The organism is Mesorhizobium sp. M1163 (assembly GCF_040318415.1).
Classification (GTDB): domain Bacteria; phylum Pseudomonadota; class Alphaproteobacteria; order Rhizobiales; family Rhizobiaceae; genus Mesorhizobium.
The window spans coordinates 1-18132 of sequence record NZ_JAMYMF010000037.1 but is presented as its reverse complement, the minus strand read 5'-3'; the positions used below and the strand labels follow the sequence as shown (position 1 = coordinate 18132).

Genomic DNA, 18132 nt, shown 5'->3' with positions numbered 1-18132 from the left:
CGTAAACGGACGAGCTACAGACGCGCGCGGGATCGAGCGGCATTCGGCCAGCTGCGAACTGATCTTCGGAAGCACGACTCCGGCACGTCTCGCCCTTACGAAGCCGCAGGGCGAGATCGGCGGTGGCGCGATCGGTTCCGCGTCGACCTCACCAAAGGCTCTGAAGGTCCCCTCCCCGCGCTTGAAGCCGTAAGGTGTAAACGGCGGTACTGAACTTCAGCTTACGACTTCAATTGAAATCGGGAAATAAAAGCGACAGTCACAGGCGATATCTTCGGCAAGAAAGCTCACTATCGATAATGACCTCATATCGGGACTGTACAGCACCACGCCCTGGGGCGGTCAGGAGGCTAGAAATGGTTGATTTTCAGCCTCATCGAAGCCGTAGGAGCTACCCAAAGGGCCACTAGAGACGTTTACAAACGATCGTTTGTTGATATCTTCGGTGTTTGTACAAACGCCCTTTCCTAAGCTGAGAGACGCCGCAAATGGCCCGTGAAGCGCAAGATCGACGCTCCGGACGACCACAGGGCCGACAAATCGGGTACGCGCGCGTGTCGACGGACGAACAAGCGACGGAAGCGCAGGAAATTGAGCTGCGGTCGGCTGGCTGCGACGTGGTCGTTCAGGAACATGGATCCGGGGCCTCAAGAGCTCGCCCTGCCCTACTGCGGTTGATGAGCGATATCGGCGCCGGCGATGTCCTGGTCGTGGTGCGCCTCGATCGCCTCGCGCGCTCGGTAAGCCATCTTCTTCAGGTGATCGAGGATCTGACTGAGAAGGGCGCGCATTTCCGATCTCTCCGAGATCCGATCGACACGTCGACGCCACAGGGCATGTTTTCGCTACAGGTACTCGGCGCCGTTGCCCAACTCGAGCGTGCGCTGATTTCAGAGCGGACCAAGGCCGGCATTATCGCTGCACGATCGAAGGGGCGGCTGCCAGGCAATCCTGGTATCCGGGAGCGCAGGCCCGAAGCCCTGGCGAAGATGACAGCGGTACAAAAGGCAGCCTATGGCCGACGGCTACAATCAACGATGAACCAGTGGCTTCCGACGGTCCGCCGGATGCGACCCGACCACAACTGGGACGACATCGTTCGGGTCTTGAAGCAGCGCGGCCTCGACTGGACGCCTGAACGACTGCGGCGGGCAGTGAGGTGGCTCGTCACAGAGCACCTGGCCGACTCCACACTGCTAAAGCGGGCGTCTCCTCTGTCTCCCGAAGATCGCCTGATGACTCTCGTGGCAGGGATTTCGCAGTCTAACCCAAACCTGTCGCTCCGCGACATCGCTGGCCAGCTCGAGCGTCTGCATGAGCGAACCCCACGAGGAAGCGCAAAATGGTCTGCCTCCTCAGTCAAGAACCTGCTCGATCGAGCCCGACGGCTTGGACTCGTCGCCGAACTACCTGCGAACTGACCGCCATCCCGCTGCAGAACAGTCCTCAGTTTACGGTCTGTGGCTGACGCTCAACGTTCCCGAGCCGCTTGTACGCGGCCCAGGCATCAGCTGGAACGGCGCTGCCGGCCCGCGCCAGCCAAGCCGCACGATCGGATTCGGTAAGCGAATTCCACCACACCATCCCGGCGGTTTCATCGGGCGTCGGTTGCGGGTCATGTTCTTTTCTCATACCTTCGATGCTCGCATAAGACGCTCGTCCCGACAAGCGCCGCAGCGACCCGCCCAAGCTCATAAAGCGGATCGAAACCCGCCCACCTCATCATGATCCGCGCCCCGGCTTGTCGAGGCTGCGGCGCAACGCATTGCTGATTTCCAGCCGGGATTCGGTGCGCACGACCTTGCCCGCCATCTCCAAATCGACGGCAGCGGCTTCAGCTCCGGTTCCGGTCATTTTCGACGCGTCAAGCTTGGCCCGCAACAAGGCCATCACCATCGGCCAGACCGAGAACTTTCCGACCTTTGCTCGATCTGTCAGGCTGCGCAAATAGCCGCCGGCGCTGTTGATCTGGTCCTGCCGCTGGTAGATCGCGGCAATGGAAATTGCCGCCTGCTGCTCACCCATTGCCGTTCGCGCTTCCTCCCAGGCGCTCGGGCTGACGCCCATGGACGGTCGGGCAACCTCGGCCGCGGCCAGAAATTCACGCCAGTTGCGGATTCCGCCGCCGCCCTTCACCAGCCAAAGCATGTTCGGGCAGGCATCCAGCACGATCCCTAGCGGCAGTTCGCGTTTCGGTAGGCTCCGTACGTTGTCGGTGTCCGCAACGTTTCCGCCCGCTTCATCTTTATTTCCTGAGCCGCTTTCAGATTCAAATTTAGAGTCTGGTTTTGAATTCTGTATGTGGCGCCCATTTTGGGACTCATTGGCGTCCACTTTCTGTGTTTTTACAAATGATTCCAATGCTTCACGCACTTCAGCCCAAAGGCCTTCAAGTTCTTCGGCAATCACCTCGAGAGTCTGCCTAGGTGCAGTGCGTGGTATCTGACCAACAATCGCCTGGTAGGCCTGCTGGACCCTGCCCCAGTTCGCCGGAACGCCTTCCTCAATCCCCGCGTCGATCATCTTGACGATGTCACGGCGGCATATGGTTAGCCGCTCCTTAACGAGACGAAAGGCCTTCTTCTCAGATCTGACCGCTTCCGCAAGATCCTTGAACTCCTCAGCGCGCGCCACGATCGGCGAGATGTCAAAGCCATAGGCTTGCTCGATCTCGCCCGCCTGCCCTTTCCGGGCGAAGCGCTTGCCGTTTGGGCTGTCCCGACGGATGATCAATCCACACTCGACCAGAACGGCCAGGTGTCGCCGTAAGGTCGTTGGGGGCATGCCATTGGCGCGGCGGATCAGCTGCTCGTTGGATGGCCATACAACCAGTTCACTGTCGCCATAAAGTGCCGTGTCCGGATGGAACGACAACAGCGCGTCGAGAATAGCCAAAGCGCGATCAGTGGCGCCCAGAGCGATCCTGGCATCCTTGATATCTTGGAAGACATGCCATTTGTGGACGATCGCGTCCTTCGGCACGGCCCTTGCGGTGACTTGGCTTGAAATCATGCCAAGCGTCATCGGCCGCCGCCCAAAGGGCGTCGTCGCAATATTCGTCTCCATTTTCTTTCACCCTCGATTAGGCAAAAGAAACCTGCTCGCCAAAACGACGCCAATGACTCTTGACAGTGATTCGTGGAGATGCGATTCTCAGAGTGCTTAGTTCAGAGAGAGGCTTCCACGGCTTGCCGTTCGGGGGCCTTTTTCTTTTGCGGTTTCAGACTCCTTGTTTCGTGATGGACTTCCGAAAGGCCTCAAACAGGTCGTCCAGTTGTCCGGCGATAAACGCTGCGAAACGCGATCCTTCAGCCTCTCCCACCGCAATCATGGTAGTTTTTCCGTTGTCTTTGAGGCTGACGCTGACTGTTTTGTCTGGAGCAGCCCAGGATTTCATAGCAATCTTGGGCTTTGATGGCTTGGCCGGACCCGCAGGTTCTTTGATCGCATTATGATCCGATGGAAGCGTCTCAAGCAGAATAATGAATCTGTCGTCGGACGTTGCCTCGCGGAATTTGTTTTTGCGAATAAGATCGAAAGCTTTTGCGGGTAAGCCGTCTATGGAATAGCGGTTCGAGAATTCCTGCCATCGTCCTCGACCAATCCCGGGAGCTTTACCAATCGATTGCAGTATCTCCTTGTCGACCGATGAGGCGATTTTGATCATCTCGGAGACATGCGATTTTCCTGTCGACAGCGAAGCGCAGATGGTGTCCCGTTTGTATCCCGCTTCCTGCTGCGCAAGCGCAAAAGCGCACTTCTCAATGTATGAAAGATCCTCTCGAGCGGTGTTTTCTTCGCCTTGGAAAATGACTGCTTGTTCATCAGTTAACTCGCGGACGGCCGCTTTGAATCCGATCCCAAGCTGCTTAGCTGCCGCTAATCTTCTGCGACCATAGACGATTTGAAACTCGCCATCCTTGCCTTGTACTGGCCGAACCAGTCCAGGCACAATCTGACCGCGCTCCCGCATGGATTCAGTGATCTCAGCAATGGCGGAAATCTCGTAGGCGTCATCATATCGATCGGTAATAGACGACGGCCGTATTTTGTCGGGATCGAGTTCAATGATCTGTTCGCCTGACTTCAGTAACTTGTCGGCGATATCGCTACGTTCTTGCATTTGGCGAACACCAGCCGCCACCTTCATCAGGTGCGGCGATGACGTGCGGCGGCTGACGCCCTCCTCCGAATTGTCCTCCCCGAGTTGCCCCAAAACAGCAGCAAACATGCCCTTAGAATCTTTACGGCTCACTGTTCACGCCTCCATGCCATTGTGATGAGGCTTTCTATTTCCGCGTTCGCGGCATTGATCGATTCGATTGCACGATCATAAGTTTTAGGTGCCGAAAACCTCGATCGTTGCACTTCATAGAGGCTCTGCTTCCAAGTGAGAGCGTCCGCAACCGCAGTGGATTTGGAGACTGAATTCAGAAGTAAATCCTCGCCAAACACTTGGCGCATTAGGGCCTGCATGTTGGCTTGCGGGTGGTCGTTGGCCTCAAACTTTGTGATGAGGAATTTGGCGAAATCCCAACGTGCGCCTGCACCAGCCTCATCCAGGATTTGCATATAAGATGCGGCCAGCTCCAAAAACTTCCCTGTGGAGTCGACATCGAGCATGTGCGCTGGAACTGGGATTAGGACTCCGGTAGCGGCAGTGAGCGACGAAAGTGTCAGGAAATTGAGTGACGGCGCACAGTCGAGAAGGACGATGTCGTAGTTATCGACGATCTGTTCGAGCGCCTGTGACACTCGAAGCAGAAAACTGGTTCCACCGCTCTTGCGCATCTCAAGGGTGACGGCCGTCTCGAATTCTGTCAGCTCAAGACCGGCGCAGATGACGTCGAATCCGATGATATGCGTCTGATGAATAATCTTTTCCGTTGGCACCGGATCATCAAACCGAATCGCTGAGTAAAGGGTGTCACCTTCTCGGTAGTCAAATCCGGGTAACGCTCCTTGCAGACTTGTCAACGACGCCTGGGGATCCATGTCGACTGCGAGAACGCGATATCCACGTAGTGCCAACCAATGACCCAAGTGAATAGTGGTCGCTGTCTTGGACGATCCACCTTTGAAGTTCGTGATCGCGATGATCTGGCAATCCTCGCCTTTAACACGACGAGGATTGATCCATTTCTTCCGTGCCTTTTCCGCCAGGTGCATCCGAAGGTCCAGCACCTGCTCCACAGAATATAAGCGCTTTCCGGTGGTCGTTGTCTCTGGCTCAGGCCCCTGCCCTTTTAAGGAGACCTGCCGTATGTAAGCTTCAGTCACTCCTAGCAATGCTGCCACTTCCGTCGAAGTGAATTTGCGCATCGTACGAATCGCATCTGGAGGATACTGAGCCAGCGAAAGATTGTTGAGTGCCTTCTCGAGTTTCGTCGAAAAGGTATTCATGAACTGAAGGCTACTTAGATGCCGCGTCACCCAGATTCTCCTCTTGCACCCAGCGCCTATTGATAGCGACTGTGGTTAACAAGCTGTTAACGCCACGCCAACTACGCCAACTTTTCGAATTACGCGGTTTTTCCGTTACTGGAGGTATGCCCGATTCGGAGAATTCGAGCAAATGGACACAGGGCAGTTCCCAGCTGGGAACTTTTCGCTATCGCTGGCTTCCCTGTGCCGTCAAAGTTGCGCATCAGGCATTGAAAAAGACAGCTATGAAGTTGGTTACGCAGCATGGGGGCACGGGCGGGCCCCGTTGCCCGTTTTGTTCTCGTAGATAGTCGACGTTGGTGTACCGGTTGGCCTCTGGCTTCCGCGTACGGCCGCGAGCGACCTACAAAAGCGCAGGTAGGTTTCGGCGCATGGAGAGATACCCCCTCCCCCCACTTTGGCGCGGCGGCGAAATTCCCGTTGTGACGGAGGCACTGAGCTCGCGCAGTCCTAGGGAAGTCACCATCCTTTGCGTCGGGGACGATGGGTTGTGTTTGTAATGCAGCCATGCCGCGCCGCTTCCGATGTCACTTCGGTGAACGCCCCCAGGCAGACAAGTTAGACGCCCCACGGCCCCTACCCTGCAACGAGGCATTCCTTCCGGGCCGAGCGACTCTCGCGAATGGCAACTCAGCGGCTAGGATCTATCGCCAGGCGTCCCACGCGATTTGACAGCAATCAGCACCGTTTGGCACGTGGGCGTCCTGTCCACGCGCACTTTCCTCCAGCGTCGAGCAAGAGGCTCCTGCAGTCGCCAGGCAACTTCCCTCGGGGGCTAGTCCAAGTGTCGGCGAAGGATCCTGGAGAACTCATCGAGAAGCAACTTCTCGCACAACCCGTATTTTGAGTTCCCAGCTGGGAACAGCTCTTCAAGTTGGAGGCTTGCGCCCGCACCAATAAACCTTAGAAACCCATCAACTTGATGGTTGGATCTGTGGCGCCGGGGTGGATTGGCGCATCCAGAGGCACCTGCGGCTGGGGGGCGTACCGCACTCTACAATCCTGACGCCTTAGTTAGATTGACGCGGAAGCGATCGCGCCGGCGCTGGTATTTGCGTGTCATCTCTGCCGAGGCGTGACCAAGCTGCTTCTGCACGTAGCGCTCGTCAACCTCGGCAGAGGAGGCGAGGCCAGCGCGCAGCGAATGGCCGGAAAACTTTTGGCCGCGCTCGCCCTCGGAAAGATCACCGCGCACGCCGGCGGCCAAGGCCGCGCGTTTGACCAGCCGCGCCACCTCCTGATCGTTGAGCCGCTCGGCGCCCACAGCTTTGCCCTGCCCCGTGACGCGGCGGAAGAGGGGGCCATGCGCGATGCGGGCCAGCTTCAGCCAGGTCTGCAGGGCGACGACCGGGCAGGTGGCATCGGACGAGCCGCGGCCAATCTCGACCTCGCGCCAGCCGGTCTTGCCTCGCAGCGTAACCAGCACGCCCTTGTCCGGGAAAAATTCAATCCAGCCGCAGCCGTCCTCGGTTTGATCGCGCGCAACATCGAGGCCCACGATTTCGGAGCGGCGCAAGCCGCCGGCGAAGCCCAAAAGCAACATGGCGCGGCCGCGCAGACCGCGCAGCGTGCCACGATCGAGCGTTTCCAGCATGGCGACAAGATCGTCGCGCAGGATGGCTTCCTTTTGACGGGGAGGGGAGGCGTGTTTATTGCGGATGCCGGCGAGCACGGTGGCGATATGCCGGTCCTTCCGGTCGAGCGGTTGACCGCGTTGCGTATAGTTCCAGGTCAGCGACGACAGGCGGCGCTCAATGGTCGACACAGACTTTTTGTCCCGTTCCGATCCTGAGGCCTGGGCCGTGATGTAGAGGCCGACGACTTGTGGATCTGGCGGCAGCGGATCAAACGCCTGGCGCCGGCACCAGGCGCAAAAATGCTTCCAGTCGGCGGCATAGGCGCGACGGGTGTTTGCCGAACTCGCCGCCTCGACGTAATCGCGCGCGCGGTCGGCCAGCTTTTCGAGATGGGCAGGCAGTGATGCTCGTCGCGAGTCGAGGACCTGCGTGGGAGGAGCGGGAGCCTCATCCGGATGCCCCATTTCCATGACGACGTCGACAATGTCAGGCAGGTCGCTGGTGTCGACCGCGTCGATGGGCGTCATGAAATTACGGGGACTGCCCATCGAAACTCTCGATCATTTGAATGTCACAGTGGTGCGATTCTGAGAGCCCCAACGTGCGACCAAAGCGCCCAATTGTCCACCGCGAGGTGCTTGACCAGTAGCTCCCGAGATTTGCGCCGGTCGCGTACGACCACACGCTGGGTCGTGCTTTAGCATGACCGGGCGACGGACCATGTCCGATCCAGTGTTGACCCTCCTAGGGCCCTCTTTCTCAGTGCCGATCCTTGCCTTCATGTTCAACATCCCTTATGTTTCGTTCAACAGGAGAATCCAGGATGAGCGTACGTGGCGCAACGGCAGCCGAAAGCGAGGAGCGGATCGCCCACACCCGGAACCGTCTGGTGCTTGAGCAGGCGAGGGCGGTCGGCCTTCTCGGCGCGGCCAAGAACACACGCCTTTCCGGGAGGGTGCCGTCGGAATTGATCGAGGCGGCAAAAAAGCGCGCTCATGTGACCTCCGACACTGAACTGCTGGAGCTCGCCTTGTCGCGGCTGGCCCTCGAGGACGATTTTGGCGCCCAGCTCGTCCGCCGCAAGGGCAGCATCTCCGCAGACATTGATCTTGGCGTTTGATCTCGGGAGCGCACTGCGTTCCCTCAAACCACAGCGGCGTGCCGGCGGGCTGGAACGGCGGCCGGATTCCGCTCTGTCCTGGGCAGGGGACCAGCCGCCTGTCGGCGGTGCATTGCTTCTCGACACGAGCGTCTATCTGGATGTCCTTCAGGGGCGCACGCCCAAAGTGGTCGATGACCTTCTGATCTATAGGCTCTGTCAGCACTCGGCCGTCTGCCTTGCCGAGCTCAGCCACCTGTTCGGCCGGCTCGACCCAGCGCACCCCACGACGAAGTCGGTCCTGAAAGTGGTTGCAGGCACGATTGAAGACATTCCAGTGCACCGGCTGCATGCACCCGACGCCACCGCCTGGGGACGCGCCGGCATGCTTGCCGGCCTGCTGTTCCGGCTGAGCCGTCTGCCGAAAGGGGAGGGCCATGCACGCCGCTTCCTCAACGATGCGCTGATCTTTCACCAGGCCGGTCTGCTGGGCGCGACGGTCCTGACCGGCAATGTTGGGGATTTCGATTACCTCAACCAGCTTGTTCCGTCGGTGCGTGTGATCTTCTACCGGCCGGTGACAGACTTGCGCCCGCAGGGTTGAAAGCGTCTGTGGCAGATGCCCGTGCACCGTGATCGTCCAACCTCCTTTAATGACCACCAGTCTTCAAAAAGGTCGCTGACACTCTCCTGCGACCGTTGAACCGCGGGCGACAGCGGCCATTTCTAACGTAATGACAAACACGAACGATAATGCAATTATCGTTCGTTTTATTACGCCGACAGGTTGTGCGTTTTGGCGCGAAAATTCTAGCGCAAAGCGCACCGGCGCTTTACCCTCGAAATCATGATTCGCCTCAATCCCGCGACCGCCGCCCCAGCCGCGCCCCCTGCCCTTCCGGCCTGGGCGCTCGCGCCCGGCCGTAACGCTTGCGACGCCGACGCCGCTTTCCAGGCCGGCGCCGCCTTGGCTTCGCTCGATAGCCTCGCCCGCGCGCAGCCTGCCTGGTCCGGCGCCTGGCGCCAGCGGCTGGCGCTGAAATGCGCCGCCGCCAGCATGCGGCTGGCCGGGCGCGCGGAGGATGAGGCCGCCCTGCGCGACGCGTGGCACCTGCGCCCGGCTGGAGCCGATCCTGGTCCTGCCGGCGCCATCTTCGGCGCTTGGCGGCAGCTCGCGCTCATGCCGCCAGCCGCCGCTGTCGATCGCCTGGCACGGGTCACCGAGCAACTGGGTCTCCATCGAGACGTCGAGGCGCTGACCGCGCTTTGTGAACACATCGACGACCTGGCGCGCTCGGGGCGGCCGGCGCCGTTCGCCGCGGCAGCGATCGCCGCTCACGTCGTTGCCATGCGGCCCGATGCCGAGCTTTTTGCCTGGTGGCTCGCCGACCTGGTACTGGCGCAAAACCTGCGCTGGCCGCGGCCGCTGCCGCTGCTGCTGGCTCAGGCCTTTGGTCCGGCTTTTCGCGGCGAGGCCGGCGGCGGCAAACGGATCCGGCCCGGCGAAAAGGGGTTTGAGCGCGCGGTCTGCATTGCGCTGGTTCATGCTGCGACGGAGGCCTGCCGGTTGGCGACCGAGCTGTTGCGCCGCGCCGAAAAGCTGCTGGCGGCGGCACCAAAACTGCGCGCCAAAGGCGCCGGCGACGTGATCTTTCTGCTGCTCAGTGAAGACGCCGTCTCGGGCTCGCTGACGACGAAAAACCTGTCGCGGTTTGCGGCGCGCCGCCTGTTCGAGCGGCTGCAACAGCTCGACGCCGTGCGTGAGCTGTCCGGCCGCCCCACCTTCCGCCTGTTTGGACTTTAGCGATGAGCGAAGCGTCCGCCCGCCGCAAGGCAAACGATCAGCCGGCGTTGCTCGACACCGAGCTGGAACATCTGCCGGCGGAATTGCGCTGGCGCGAGTGGATGGGACGCGTCGAAGCGGCGATCTTTGCCGCAAATGAACCGGTGCAGCGAGAGGTGCTGGCGCGGGTTGTTGGGAGAAATTGCAATCTCGAGCTGATCATCGATGACATCCGCGCCGAACTCGCCGGCCGCCCCTATGAGCTGGTGTCAGTCGCTGGCGGCTGGCAGCACCGGACCAGAAAGGTTTTTGGCGATGCCATTCACGCAGCCTTCGGCACGGCCGCGGGGCAGGGGCCGAAAGAACTGTCGCAGTCGGAGGCGCTCGTGCTGATGTGCATTGCATACTTCCAGCCGATCACGCGTGGCGAGCTGTCTTCTTTCTTCGGCAAGGAGGTGTCGCGCGACCTGATCGGCGTGCTGCGCGCGCAGGATCTTATCGCTTCGGGTCCGCGCTCGCCGCAACCTGGCGCGCCCTATACTTATGTGACGACGAAAACTTTTCTCTCGCAGTTCGGGCTCGACACGCTGCGCCAGCTACCGGATTTCGAGGCGCTTGAGGACGCAGGGCTGCTGTCGAAGGAGAAGCTGCTGGCCGGCGATATTCCAGCCGGGCTGGCGAGCGGGGAGGGCGACGGCGAGGACGATGTCGTTGGGGACCAAGCGCCGTGACGGGGGACGTCGTCGCGTTGCGATCCCAGAGACGGTCGATAACTCAGCACCAGGACGACTGGTCGTGCGGCAACCGTTGATCGGGATCGTGAACCGCGACATGGTCGCCGTCGACAAGATTGGCCGGAAAGATCACCAGATTGGTGCCGCCGGCGTGACGCAGCGACGGAAACAGGATGCCGCGAAGTCCGGCGGTGATGACCAGATCCGCGAGCTTCCACGATGGCGGGATCTTCTTGTCGATGCGAGCGACCTGGCGCCAGGCACAATCCCACTCCTTCCACGGGCCGTCCCAGATGTCCGGGTCGAAACCCTGCGAAAGGTCGGCTACCTCGGCGAGCGTGATCTTGTAAGCGGCAAGGGTGGCGGGCGGGGTGATGCTGGCTCCCTGCTTGTATTCATCAAGCGCCGTCTGGGTCGCACGCGACAGATAAAGCGCTTCGATGCCTGGCCGGTTGAAACGACCGCCGTCCATCGCTGCGCCTGCACCGCTGGTGGGCAGGAAAGCCCATTTGGGAGTCAGATAGCGATGGAAGATTTCGTCTGGACCGATGCGGGTGATCCTCACCCGCGCGCACCATTCTCGAGATCCCGGATAAAGGCCAGAACCGCCTCGACCTGGCCGCCCGCGACGAGCTCGGCTGCGGTACGATGGCCATAGTCGGCGATCGGTTCATTGCGGTACCAAAAGATCGCCTTGTTGACGTCGCCGGTGAGTTCCGTCGCCGCCGAGATCACTTTCACCATCTCGCGCATCCGGCCCTGCAGGCGCTCCGATGAGGGATTGCGGAGCGTGTTGCGGTGGACACCGGTCAGCTGGGCCAAGTTGGCCACCTTCACGCCCAGCGCCTGCGACAGGCGCTTCGGCGAGATATAAGGCGTGCGCGGCTCCTGCAGGCTATCGACAAAGCCGGAAATCACCGTGGAATGTGCGAGCTGTGCGTGGGCCATGACAAATCTCCGACCTCTCATATGCACAATATATGCACATTCCGATGCATAGCAAGTGGACGGAGGCATCGTCTTGTCCCCAACATGGAGCTGACCGGTTCGGTTGCTCCCGGCGGCATGCGTAGCGCCGGCACCGATTCCACCGCACAGGCATCCGATGCCCAGGACGAAAGGATTGCACGCTTCTCCTGGACGTCCAGCGTCGCGTCAGTCAGCACGTCCTGAGGTCGCTCGAAATGCCGTGCTGGATGGAGCAACCGGTCAAGAAAAACATCAGGACCCTCGGGCCCGATTGGGGGAAAACTCGTCGAAATGGCTCCTTCCATCGATGGTCCTCCGCTTTGAATAGTCTCCTTTGTTGATGTCATCTTTGGTGGCTCTCGCGATTTTCACCAGCCAAAATTTTGGAGAGTTTCGAGCAAATTTCAATGGCCCGACAAGGCCAAATCCTCGCAGTTCAGCCCACGATCAACATTTTTTCGAACCGGTGAAACAATCGGCGTGAATGTCAGTTGTTGCGTCTGGGAAAAGTCGCGCGGCAGCGCCAGGGCGGTCGGGCAGGAGAATCAATCATGTCTTACATTGCCAGGAAGCGACTGAGCATGGGCCTCGTCGCAGGAATCTTGATGCTCTCGGCTGGCGGCTTTGCTCCGGTTTCAGCACAGGAAATCCCGAACGACTTCAGCGCAATCCTGCGTCAGAAGCTGCCGGCCGTGGTCGCGATCACGACGAGGCAGATCATCCAGGACCAAACGATGCTCGACGATTTTCTCAACCCCTTCGACAGCCGCGGGCCTGCCCAGCCGCAGGTGCGAGAAGCTCTCGGCTCCGGCTTCGTGGTCAGTCCGGAGGGCTACATCGTCACCAACAATCATGTCGTGGCCGACTCCACCGAAATCCACGTCGTATTCTCCGATAAGAAGACTTCGCGCGCGCGACTTGTGGGCCGCGATCCAGCAACCGACATCGCGGTGCTGAAGGTCGATCCACGCCCCAACATGACGACCACCGCCTGGGGTGACTCTGACGCAATGCAGCCGGGTGCCTGGACGATCGCGATTGGCAGTCCCTTCGGGCTCGGGGGAACCGTGACCGTCGGCGTTCTTTCCGCCCGCTCGCGCGACATCCAGGCCGGCCCTTACGACGATTTCCTCCAGACAGACGCCTCGATCAACAGAGGCAATTCCGGCGGCCCGCTGTTTAACGCGCGCGGCGAAGTGATCGGCGTCAACACGGCCATCGTCTCGCCATCGGGCGGCAGCATCGGCATCGGTTTCGCCGTGCCGTCCCGAACTGCACGAAGCGTCGCCGATCAGCTGATCCGTACCGGCCGGATCGACCGCGGCTTCATCGGAGTGCGTCTCCAGGAGGTGACGCCGTCGCTTGCCCAAGCGCTTGGGATATCGAGCACCAAGGGAGCGCTGGTCGCCTCGGTCGAGCCCGGCAGTCCGGCGGAGAAGGCCGGCCTACAATCGGGCGATGTAATCACCCGGTTCAGCGGCAAGGACATCCAGGGCGTCCATGACTTGACACTGGCGGCAGCGAACGAAAAGCCAGGGTCGAAAGCGACGCTGACAAGGAACCGCGGCGGCTCCCAGCAGGAGGTGGAGCTGACCGTCGGCCAACGCAAGGACGAGGAGGTGCAGACCGGTGCCGTTCCGAGTCCGGAAGCGGCGGACCAACGCCTCGGGCTGTCGCTCAGCACCATTCCGGACGAAGCCCGCCAGCAACTCGGTCTGCAGCCGGGTACCACCGGCGTGTTTATCCAGGAAGTGGCGCCGAATAGCCCCGCCGCCGAGAACGGCCTTCGACCTGGCGACGTGATTGTCTCGGCCAACAACCGGGATGTGGCACAGCCGTCAGATATCCAGGAGGAGTGGGCAAGATCCCGGCAGCAGCACAAGCCCATTCTGTTGGGCATAAACAGGCAAGGACAATCGCTCTTCATTGCCCTAGCTGCTTCCTGACGTAGCGTGCGTCGAAACCAAAAATGTGGCAAAGTTTCCGTTCCGTATCCGAAAGAACGGAATCAGGTCGCCGGAGCCCAAACATCACTCCAGCCGCCTCCTCCCATCTCGCGCGCGGCAAAAAGCAGCCAGCCGGCCGTGGCTCCCATCATCGTCCGCACTTGAGCAGCTCGTGCCGAGCCCGTGTCAATTTTGACGCACTCCGTTCCTATATAGCGTGATAGAAGACCTTCGCCGCGTTGGCGATGATGAAGACCGGCCTTGCCGGAACCGCGCAGCGAGCGCCCTTCCCGAAGACGCCATATGACCACATCTCGCACGGTCATTGTTGAGACGGCAGCGTCAAAGTTCGCCGCATCAGTTGCAACGAGTTCTGGAAAATCAGGCCGGACTTGATGCCAGCGAATGATAACGTCAGGTCGGCTCGCCGTGTTCTGCATCGCTCGTTGTCGATGGGTGGCGATCATAATCGATGGGCGGGGCAACATAACTTCGGCCTCGGCTCTGCCGAACTCCCTGCCGATTTGGAATGCCGCTGAAAGCTGTCTCATGAACGGAGGGCTGCACGTATTTTGGAGGCATCGTTGGATCTTCCCGCTTTCATTTAGTCGACAATAGCTGGTCCGCTTGGAACGGCAGTCCGTCACCGTTCAAAAGCCACCCGTCGAGGCGGCCCTTTCATTAGGAACCCCTCCACATGACCAAACCCACCCCAACGCGCCGCGGCGCCAACACCGACGTGCGTGCGACCGTGAAGCGGCAGCACCTGCAGGTTCAACACTGGCTTTCGCAGGCGATGCCGTCTTTGTCGCGGTCTAGCTTGCGGCCCCAAGAGCAGTTGGCTGGGTACCAACTTGCTTCATCGCACGAGCTGATTTGGGAACAGGTGCGCCGCGGCTCGCATGAATAGCCGCTTTGTGCGACCTGATGGCGGTTGATTAAGCCAAGCGGCTGGTTAGAAAGCGGCCGGTTGTCGGCATGCGCTAGACGCCACACCCAAGGCGCCTGAAAAGTTCCGGCCCACAGACCGAGCTTTGCCGCCTCTGCCTTCGCCTGCTGCCCCGCATAGGCGCCGTGGCTGTAGAGGGGCCAGTCCAGTGCCAAGCCCTGCTCGACAAGCCAGCGCTGAACGCTACGACCGCCCGCCCGATCGCAGTTCCCGACAAGACGCCCGTACCGATCACGATCGACAAAACTGCAATGCAGCGGTCGCGAAGCTGCCAGGAACTTGTCCAAGGCTTGGGCAGCGCGGCGCCCGCATGGGTAGTCAAAGCCCTTGGCGTCGTCGCAGTGCTGACGGCTCTCGGGCGCGTCGATGCCATTGAAACGAATCCTTTGGCCTGCAATCTCTACTGTGTCGCCATCGATCACCGAGGCGCGGCCTTCCATGTGGCCAGGCAATGGTTCTGTCCAGTTTGTTATCGTGCTCTGTTGGCCGGCGGTGCTCTGGATCGCGAATTGGGTGACTGCGGCGGCAAGCGTGCCGGCGCCGAGGAAGATCAGCCCCAAGAGGGGTCGCGGCAGCCGCCGTAACGGCATTCTTCTGCCGGCGCGCCTTCGCCAGCGGTCAGCCTGATTGGCGCCTTGATAACGGTGGCCTTTGCCCACGCCCGCTCTCCCGGAAGAGAGAATGCCGCCATTCCGGGCGAGAGTCCAGAAGCTGCACTAGCCGGTCGGCAACTGGTCAACGCGGGGGGCACCGGCTCAGCCTTTCAACCGTCTCAACTATGGCCTTCGCAAGCGGGCATCAAGGTCCGCGTGAAGCACCTCCGGGGCGAGGAAGACCTTCGGCACGCCTCGCTGCAGGATTTTTGGGATGAAGACTAGAACGCCGTTTGTGTCTCCAAGACGCGACAACGCAAAGTTCACCGGCCCGGCCAAGCGCCGACTATTTGACAAGCGCGCAAATGGCGTATGCTGTCAGCGTCCAAGCTGTTGGGGACGTAGCGGCTACATGCGCTTGTGCTACCCACCCTGGAGCTGGGGAAGTAACCGGCAAGCTCCTAGAAATTAGAGCATTTGAATTTGACGCGCTGGCACCGCCACCTATGACGACTTTTGGCTTGGGACACCAAGCCTGTGCGGATTTGTCTGGGCTTGTATCACTCGCGCTTGCATACTGGGTGATTTCCCAACCGCCGACGCCGTCCTTCCCCGCCGGACCCTCAGCCCCCATTGCACCTCTAGGTCCCTGCTTGCCGGGAAGACCTTGTGGACCGACAGGCCCTTGGGGCCCTGGGGGGCCTGCCGTTGTGCAACCTGCAAGGAGGGCGACGCATGCTAGAGCGGTAATAATTCTCATGACCACCTTCCCGGTTTCCCGGTGAGTTGACGACAAAAAACATTCGCCAAATCAACCGAATGTACCACCACGCGATTGTCGTGGATAGGAACGCGATCGGCGGCTAACGGAACGTCGCATATGCGCCGTGACGACGGGCGGCCAGCAATCGTAGCGTAGAGTGTTGACGCGCCTTCCTTGCCGTTGAAGCTCTCGATGAAGCCGTATCCGGCATGATGTTCTTGGTGCCATCGTTTGTTCGGTACGTCAGGTTCGTTAAGCTTGGCGCATCCGGGCCACGGGGCACCGGGAGCACGCAAGTGCGGGCAGGCCGGCGTATGCAGATGAACTGCGAGTTCGAGCACATTATCTGGCCGCCCCTACGACTCGCCCGGATGCGCTGCGAGTGCGGATCCGTATTTGTCGTGTTGCCCGCTCGCTCCCTGTTCGTGACCAACGATGGAGGGAACCGTGCGTATTATCGGCATGGACATACACCGCGTAACCGCCGAGGTCGTGTCGTTGCTTGATGGCGAGATCGTCAAGCTCGGCCGCGTTCAAATGCTGCGCAATAAGCTCGAGGAGTTCGCCAGGAAGGAACTCACCCACGATGATCATGTGGTGATCGAGGCGACAGGCAATGCTGCTGCCGTCGCTGAAGTGCTGTCGCCCTACGTCCATCGGATCGTGATCGCCAATCCCAAGCAGGTGCACATGATCGCGCACGCGAAGGTGAAGACTGACACGATCGACGCACTGTCCTTGCGAAGCTCTACGCCTCGGGCTTTCTGCCGGAGGTCTGGGTTCCGGATCCGGGGACCCTTGCCCTCCGAAGACAGGTCACCAGGCGGACACAGCTGGTTCGCCAGCGTTCGCGGCTGAAGAACCTGATCCAGTCAATCCTCCACGCCCACCTGATCCCGCCGTGTCCGCATGGGAACCTCGTCGGGATCAGCGGGCGCAAATGGCTGACGAGGCAAATATTGCCTGCGGATGAGCGCGCCGCCATCGAGCGCCACCTCGGCTTGATTAACCAGATCAACGAGACGTTGACGGTGGTCGAGGCGGATATCGCCGTACATGCCCTTCAGGATCCGACAATCCGCCGCCTGATGACGTTGCCCGGCCTCGACGTCACCGTGGCTGCGAGCGTTGCCGCGGCAATCGGCGACATACGGCGCTTCAGCGATCCACAGAAGCTCGTTGACTATCTTGGCCTCAATCCGAGCGTGCGGCAGTCCGGTGAGGGGCCAGCCTATGACGGGCGCATCACGAAGCAGGGCCGCGGCCATGCGCGGGGGATGCTGGTCGAGGCGGCATGGGCGGCTGTGCGATCGCCAGGACCTCTTCGCGCCTCCCACAAGCGGATCGCCTCGCGCCGCGGGAAGCACATCGCGGCCGTCGCCACTGCGCGCAAGCTTGCAATGATCATCTGGCACATGCTGAGCAAGGATACCGCAAAAAAGCCTCGGCGCTGGGTCGTTGCGCCGAGGCTTTGGGCACGTACAAGCTACACCAACATGTCCGTTTATAAACGTGCGCTAATAATGTAAAAAACGGTGAACCACGCACAGGCGGAAGGGCGCACGCTCAAAGCTGGGGTGAAGCGGCAATATCAGTCATGACAAGTTGCGCACCCTGATTGTTCCACCTGGCTTTCGACCGAACGAGGGGACGAGGATGTCGGCTGTGTTGATTTGGCAAGATGATGTACTCCGTCACCGCTCATGCCGATGAAGGGAGGCTTGAACCGCAAATCTCGAAATGTCTAGTGATGGCCACTGGGACCCCGCACATTCGGGGATTCGAAGCTGATTTTCAGGTGGTGCTAAGCAAGGCCGGCAAGGTGGAGACGATCACCGTTATGCTAGGTATGCTCATACATCGCGCTTTGCTCTGAGTGGCGGCCCAGCAGCTTGGGTTAGGGGGGCCGCTGGGCCTGACCAGCGAGCGTTCGGGAATGCTCGACTGGCCGGTTAGTATTTTAGATAAATCTAATATAATCGAACCATGCGAACGAAGTACGCGGCGGTAAGAAAGTGGCTGGCGTCCGATTCACTTACCGCGCGGTTTTGCCTTGGGTTCTGGCGAGCTTTCGGAGGGGTTTGCAGCCAATTTTGCAGATCGCCGATCTGTTACCCACAGGGACTTTTTCCTCGCCACCAAATCGTCACGATCGCCCTCAGCGGTCGCTCGGCTATGCATCGCAGCTATGGCGTAGTCGGCTCTGTTGGTTCGATAGTCTTCTTTTTGGACAGTCATCGTTTGCTCCCAGTTTCATAGCCCCTCTTTTTGCCC

The 18132-nt window shown here is 60.3% G+C and carries 14 protein-coding genes and 2 pseudogenes; 7 read left to right on the top strand and 9 right to left on the bottom strand.

Annotated features, from left to right (window positions below):
• Window positions 1–488 precede the first annotated feature (488 nt).
• A complete protein-coding gene (locus NKH43_RS28480) occupies window positions 489–1421 on the top strand; it encodes a recombinase family protein (RefSeq protein ID WP_031195486.1) in 933 nt (310 codons plus the stop codon).
• Between the two features lie 301 nt (window positions 1422–1722).
• Here the strand turns inward: NKH43_RS28480 and repC are convergent, their stop codons facing one another.
• The 4 genes from repC to NKH43_RS28460 all read right to left on the bottom strand — a co-directional run bounded on the left by repC (window position 1723) and on the right by NKH43_RS28460 (window position 7570).
• A complete protein-coding gene (gene repC / locus NKH43_RS28475; protein WP_023723128.1) occupies window positions 1723–3066 on the bottom strand; it encodes a plasmid replication protein RepC in 1344 nt (447 codons plus the stop codon).
• A 154-nt stretch (window positions 3067–3220) separates the two neighbouring features.
• Window positions 3221–4255, bottom strand: a complete 1035-nt coding sequence (gene repB, locus NKH43_RS28470; RefSeq protein ID WP_352620116.1) for a plasmid partitioning protein RepB — start codon at window positions 4253–4255, stop codon at window positions 3221–3223.
• A complete protein-coding gene (gene repA / locus NKH43_RS28465) occupies window positions 4252–5433 on the bottom strand; it encodes a plasmid partitioning protein RepA (RefSeq protein WP_023749471.1) in 1182 nt (393 codons plus the stop codon). Before repA ends, repB begins: the two co-directional genes overlap by 4 nt.
• Window positions 5434–6439: 1006 nt before the next feature.
• Window positions 6440–7570, bottom strand: coding sequence for a site-specific integrase (locus tag NKH43_RS28460; protein WP_051409794.1), 1131 nt, complete (start codon window positions 7568–7570; stop codon window positions 6440–6442).
• 275 nt (window positions 7571–7845) lie between these two features.
• Between NKH43_RS28460 and NKH43_RS28455 the strand changes: the two genes are divergently transcribed.
• The 4 genes from NKH43_RS28455 to scpB all read left to right on the top strand — a co-directional run bounded on the left by NKH43_RS28455 (window position 7846) and on the right by scpB (window position 10635).
• Entirely contained in the window at window positions 7846–8142 is a 297-nt protein-coding gene (locus tag NKH43_RS28455) for a hypothetical protein (protein ID WP_352468047.1), read from the top strand.
• Window positions 8132–8725, top strand: coding sequence for a type II toxin-antitoxin system VapC family toxin (locus NKH43_RS28450; RefSeq protein ID WP_352620117.1), 594 nt, complete (start codon window positions 8132–8134; stop codon window positions 8723–8725). Before NKH43_RS28455 ends, NKH43_RS28450 begins: the two co-directional genes overlap by 11 nt.
• A 243-nt stretch (window positions 8726–8968) precedes the next feature.
• Window positions 8969–9925 carry a DUF1403 family protein gene (locus NKH43_RS28445; protein ID WP_352620118.1) on the top strand — a complete coding sequence of 319 codons (957 nt, stop codon included), beginning with the start codon at window positions 8969–8971 and terminating at the stop codon, window positions 9923–9925.
• A gap of 2 nt (window positions 9926–9927) precedes the next feature.
• Window positions 9928–10635, top strand: coding sequence for an SMC-Scp complex subunit ScpB (gene scpB, locus NKH43_RS28440; protein ID WP_352620119.1), 708 nt, complete (start codon window positions 9928–9930; stop codon window positions 10633–10635).
• Between the two features lie 43 nt (window positions 10636–10678).
• Here the strand turns inward: scpB and NKH43_RS28435 are convergent, their stop codons facing one another.
• From NKH43_RS28435 to NKH43_RS28425, 3 genes and pseudogenes are all read right to left on the bottom strand, one after another.
• The gene (locus tag NKH43_RS28435) at window positions 10679–11203 is read right to left on the bottom strand and encodes an RES family NAD+ phosphorylase (RefSeq protein ID WP_352620120.1); all 525 of its coding nucleotides are present in this window, start codon (window positions 11201–11203) and stop codon (window positions 10679–10681) included.
• Complete coding sequence (locus tag NKH43_RS28430; RefSeq protein ID WP_023680933.1) at window positions 11200–11586, bottom strand: hypothetical protein; 387 nt, start codon at window positions 11584–11586, stop codon at window positions 11200–11202. The genes NKH43_RS28435 and NKH43_RS28430 overlap by 4 nt, the downstream gene beginning before the upstream one ends.
• Before the next feature lie 89 nt (window positions 11587–11675).
• Window positions 11676–11912: pseudogene (locus tag NKH43_RS28425) on the bottom strand (hypothetical protein); the annotation flags it as partial.
• Window positions 11913–12158: 246 nt separating this feature from the next.
• Here NKH43_RS28425 and NKH43_RS28420 point away from each other — a divergent pair.
• Window positions 12159–13553: a Do family serine endopeptidase gene (locus NKH43_RS28420; protein ID WP_352620122.1), complete on the top strand. Its 1395-nt coding sequence runs from the start codon at window positions 12159–12161 to the stop codon at window positions 13551–13553.
• Between the two features lie 62 nt (window positions 13554–13615).
• On the opposite strand, the gene NKH43_RS28415 is transcribed toward NKH43_RS28420, so the two are convergent.
• Both NKH43_RS28415 and NKH43_RS28410 read right to left on the bottom strand, forming a co-directional pair.
• Entirely contained in the window at window positions 13616–14104 is a 489-nt protein-coding gene (locus NKH43_RS28415) for a hypothetical protein (protein WP_156937504.1), read from the bottom strand.
• A gap of 223 nt (window positions 14105–14327) precedes the next feature.
• Entirely contained in the window at window positions 14328–15062 is a 735-nt protein-coding gene (locus NKH43_RS28410; protein WP_352496426.1) for a thermonuclease family protein, read from the bottom strand.
• A gap of 1243 nt (window positions 15063–16305) precedes the next feature.
• On the opposite strand from NKH43_RS28410, the pseudogene NKH43_RS28405 reads away from it, so the two are divergent.
• A pseudogene (locus tag NKH43_RS28405) lies at window positions 16306–17285 on the top strand (IS110 family RNA-guided transposase); the annotation flags it as partial.
• Window positions 17286–18132 lie beyond the last annotated feature (847 nt).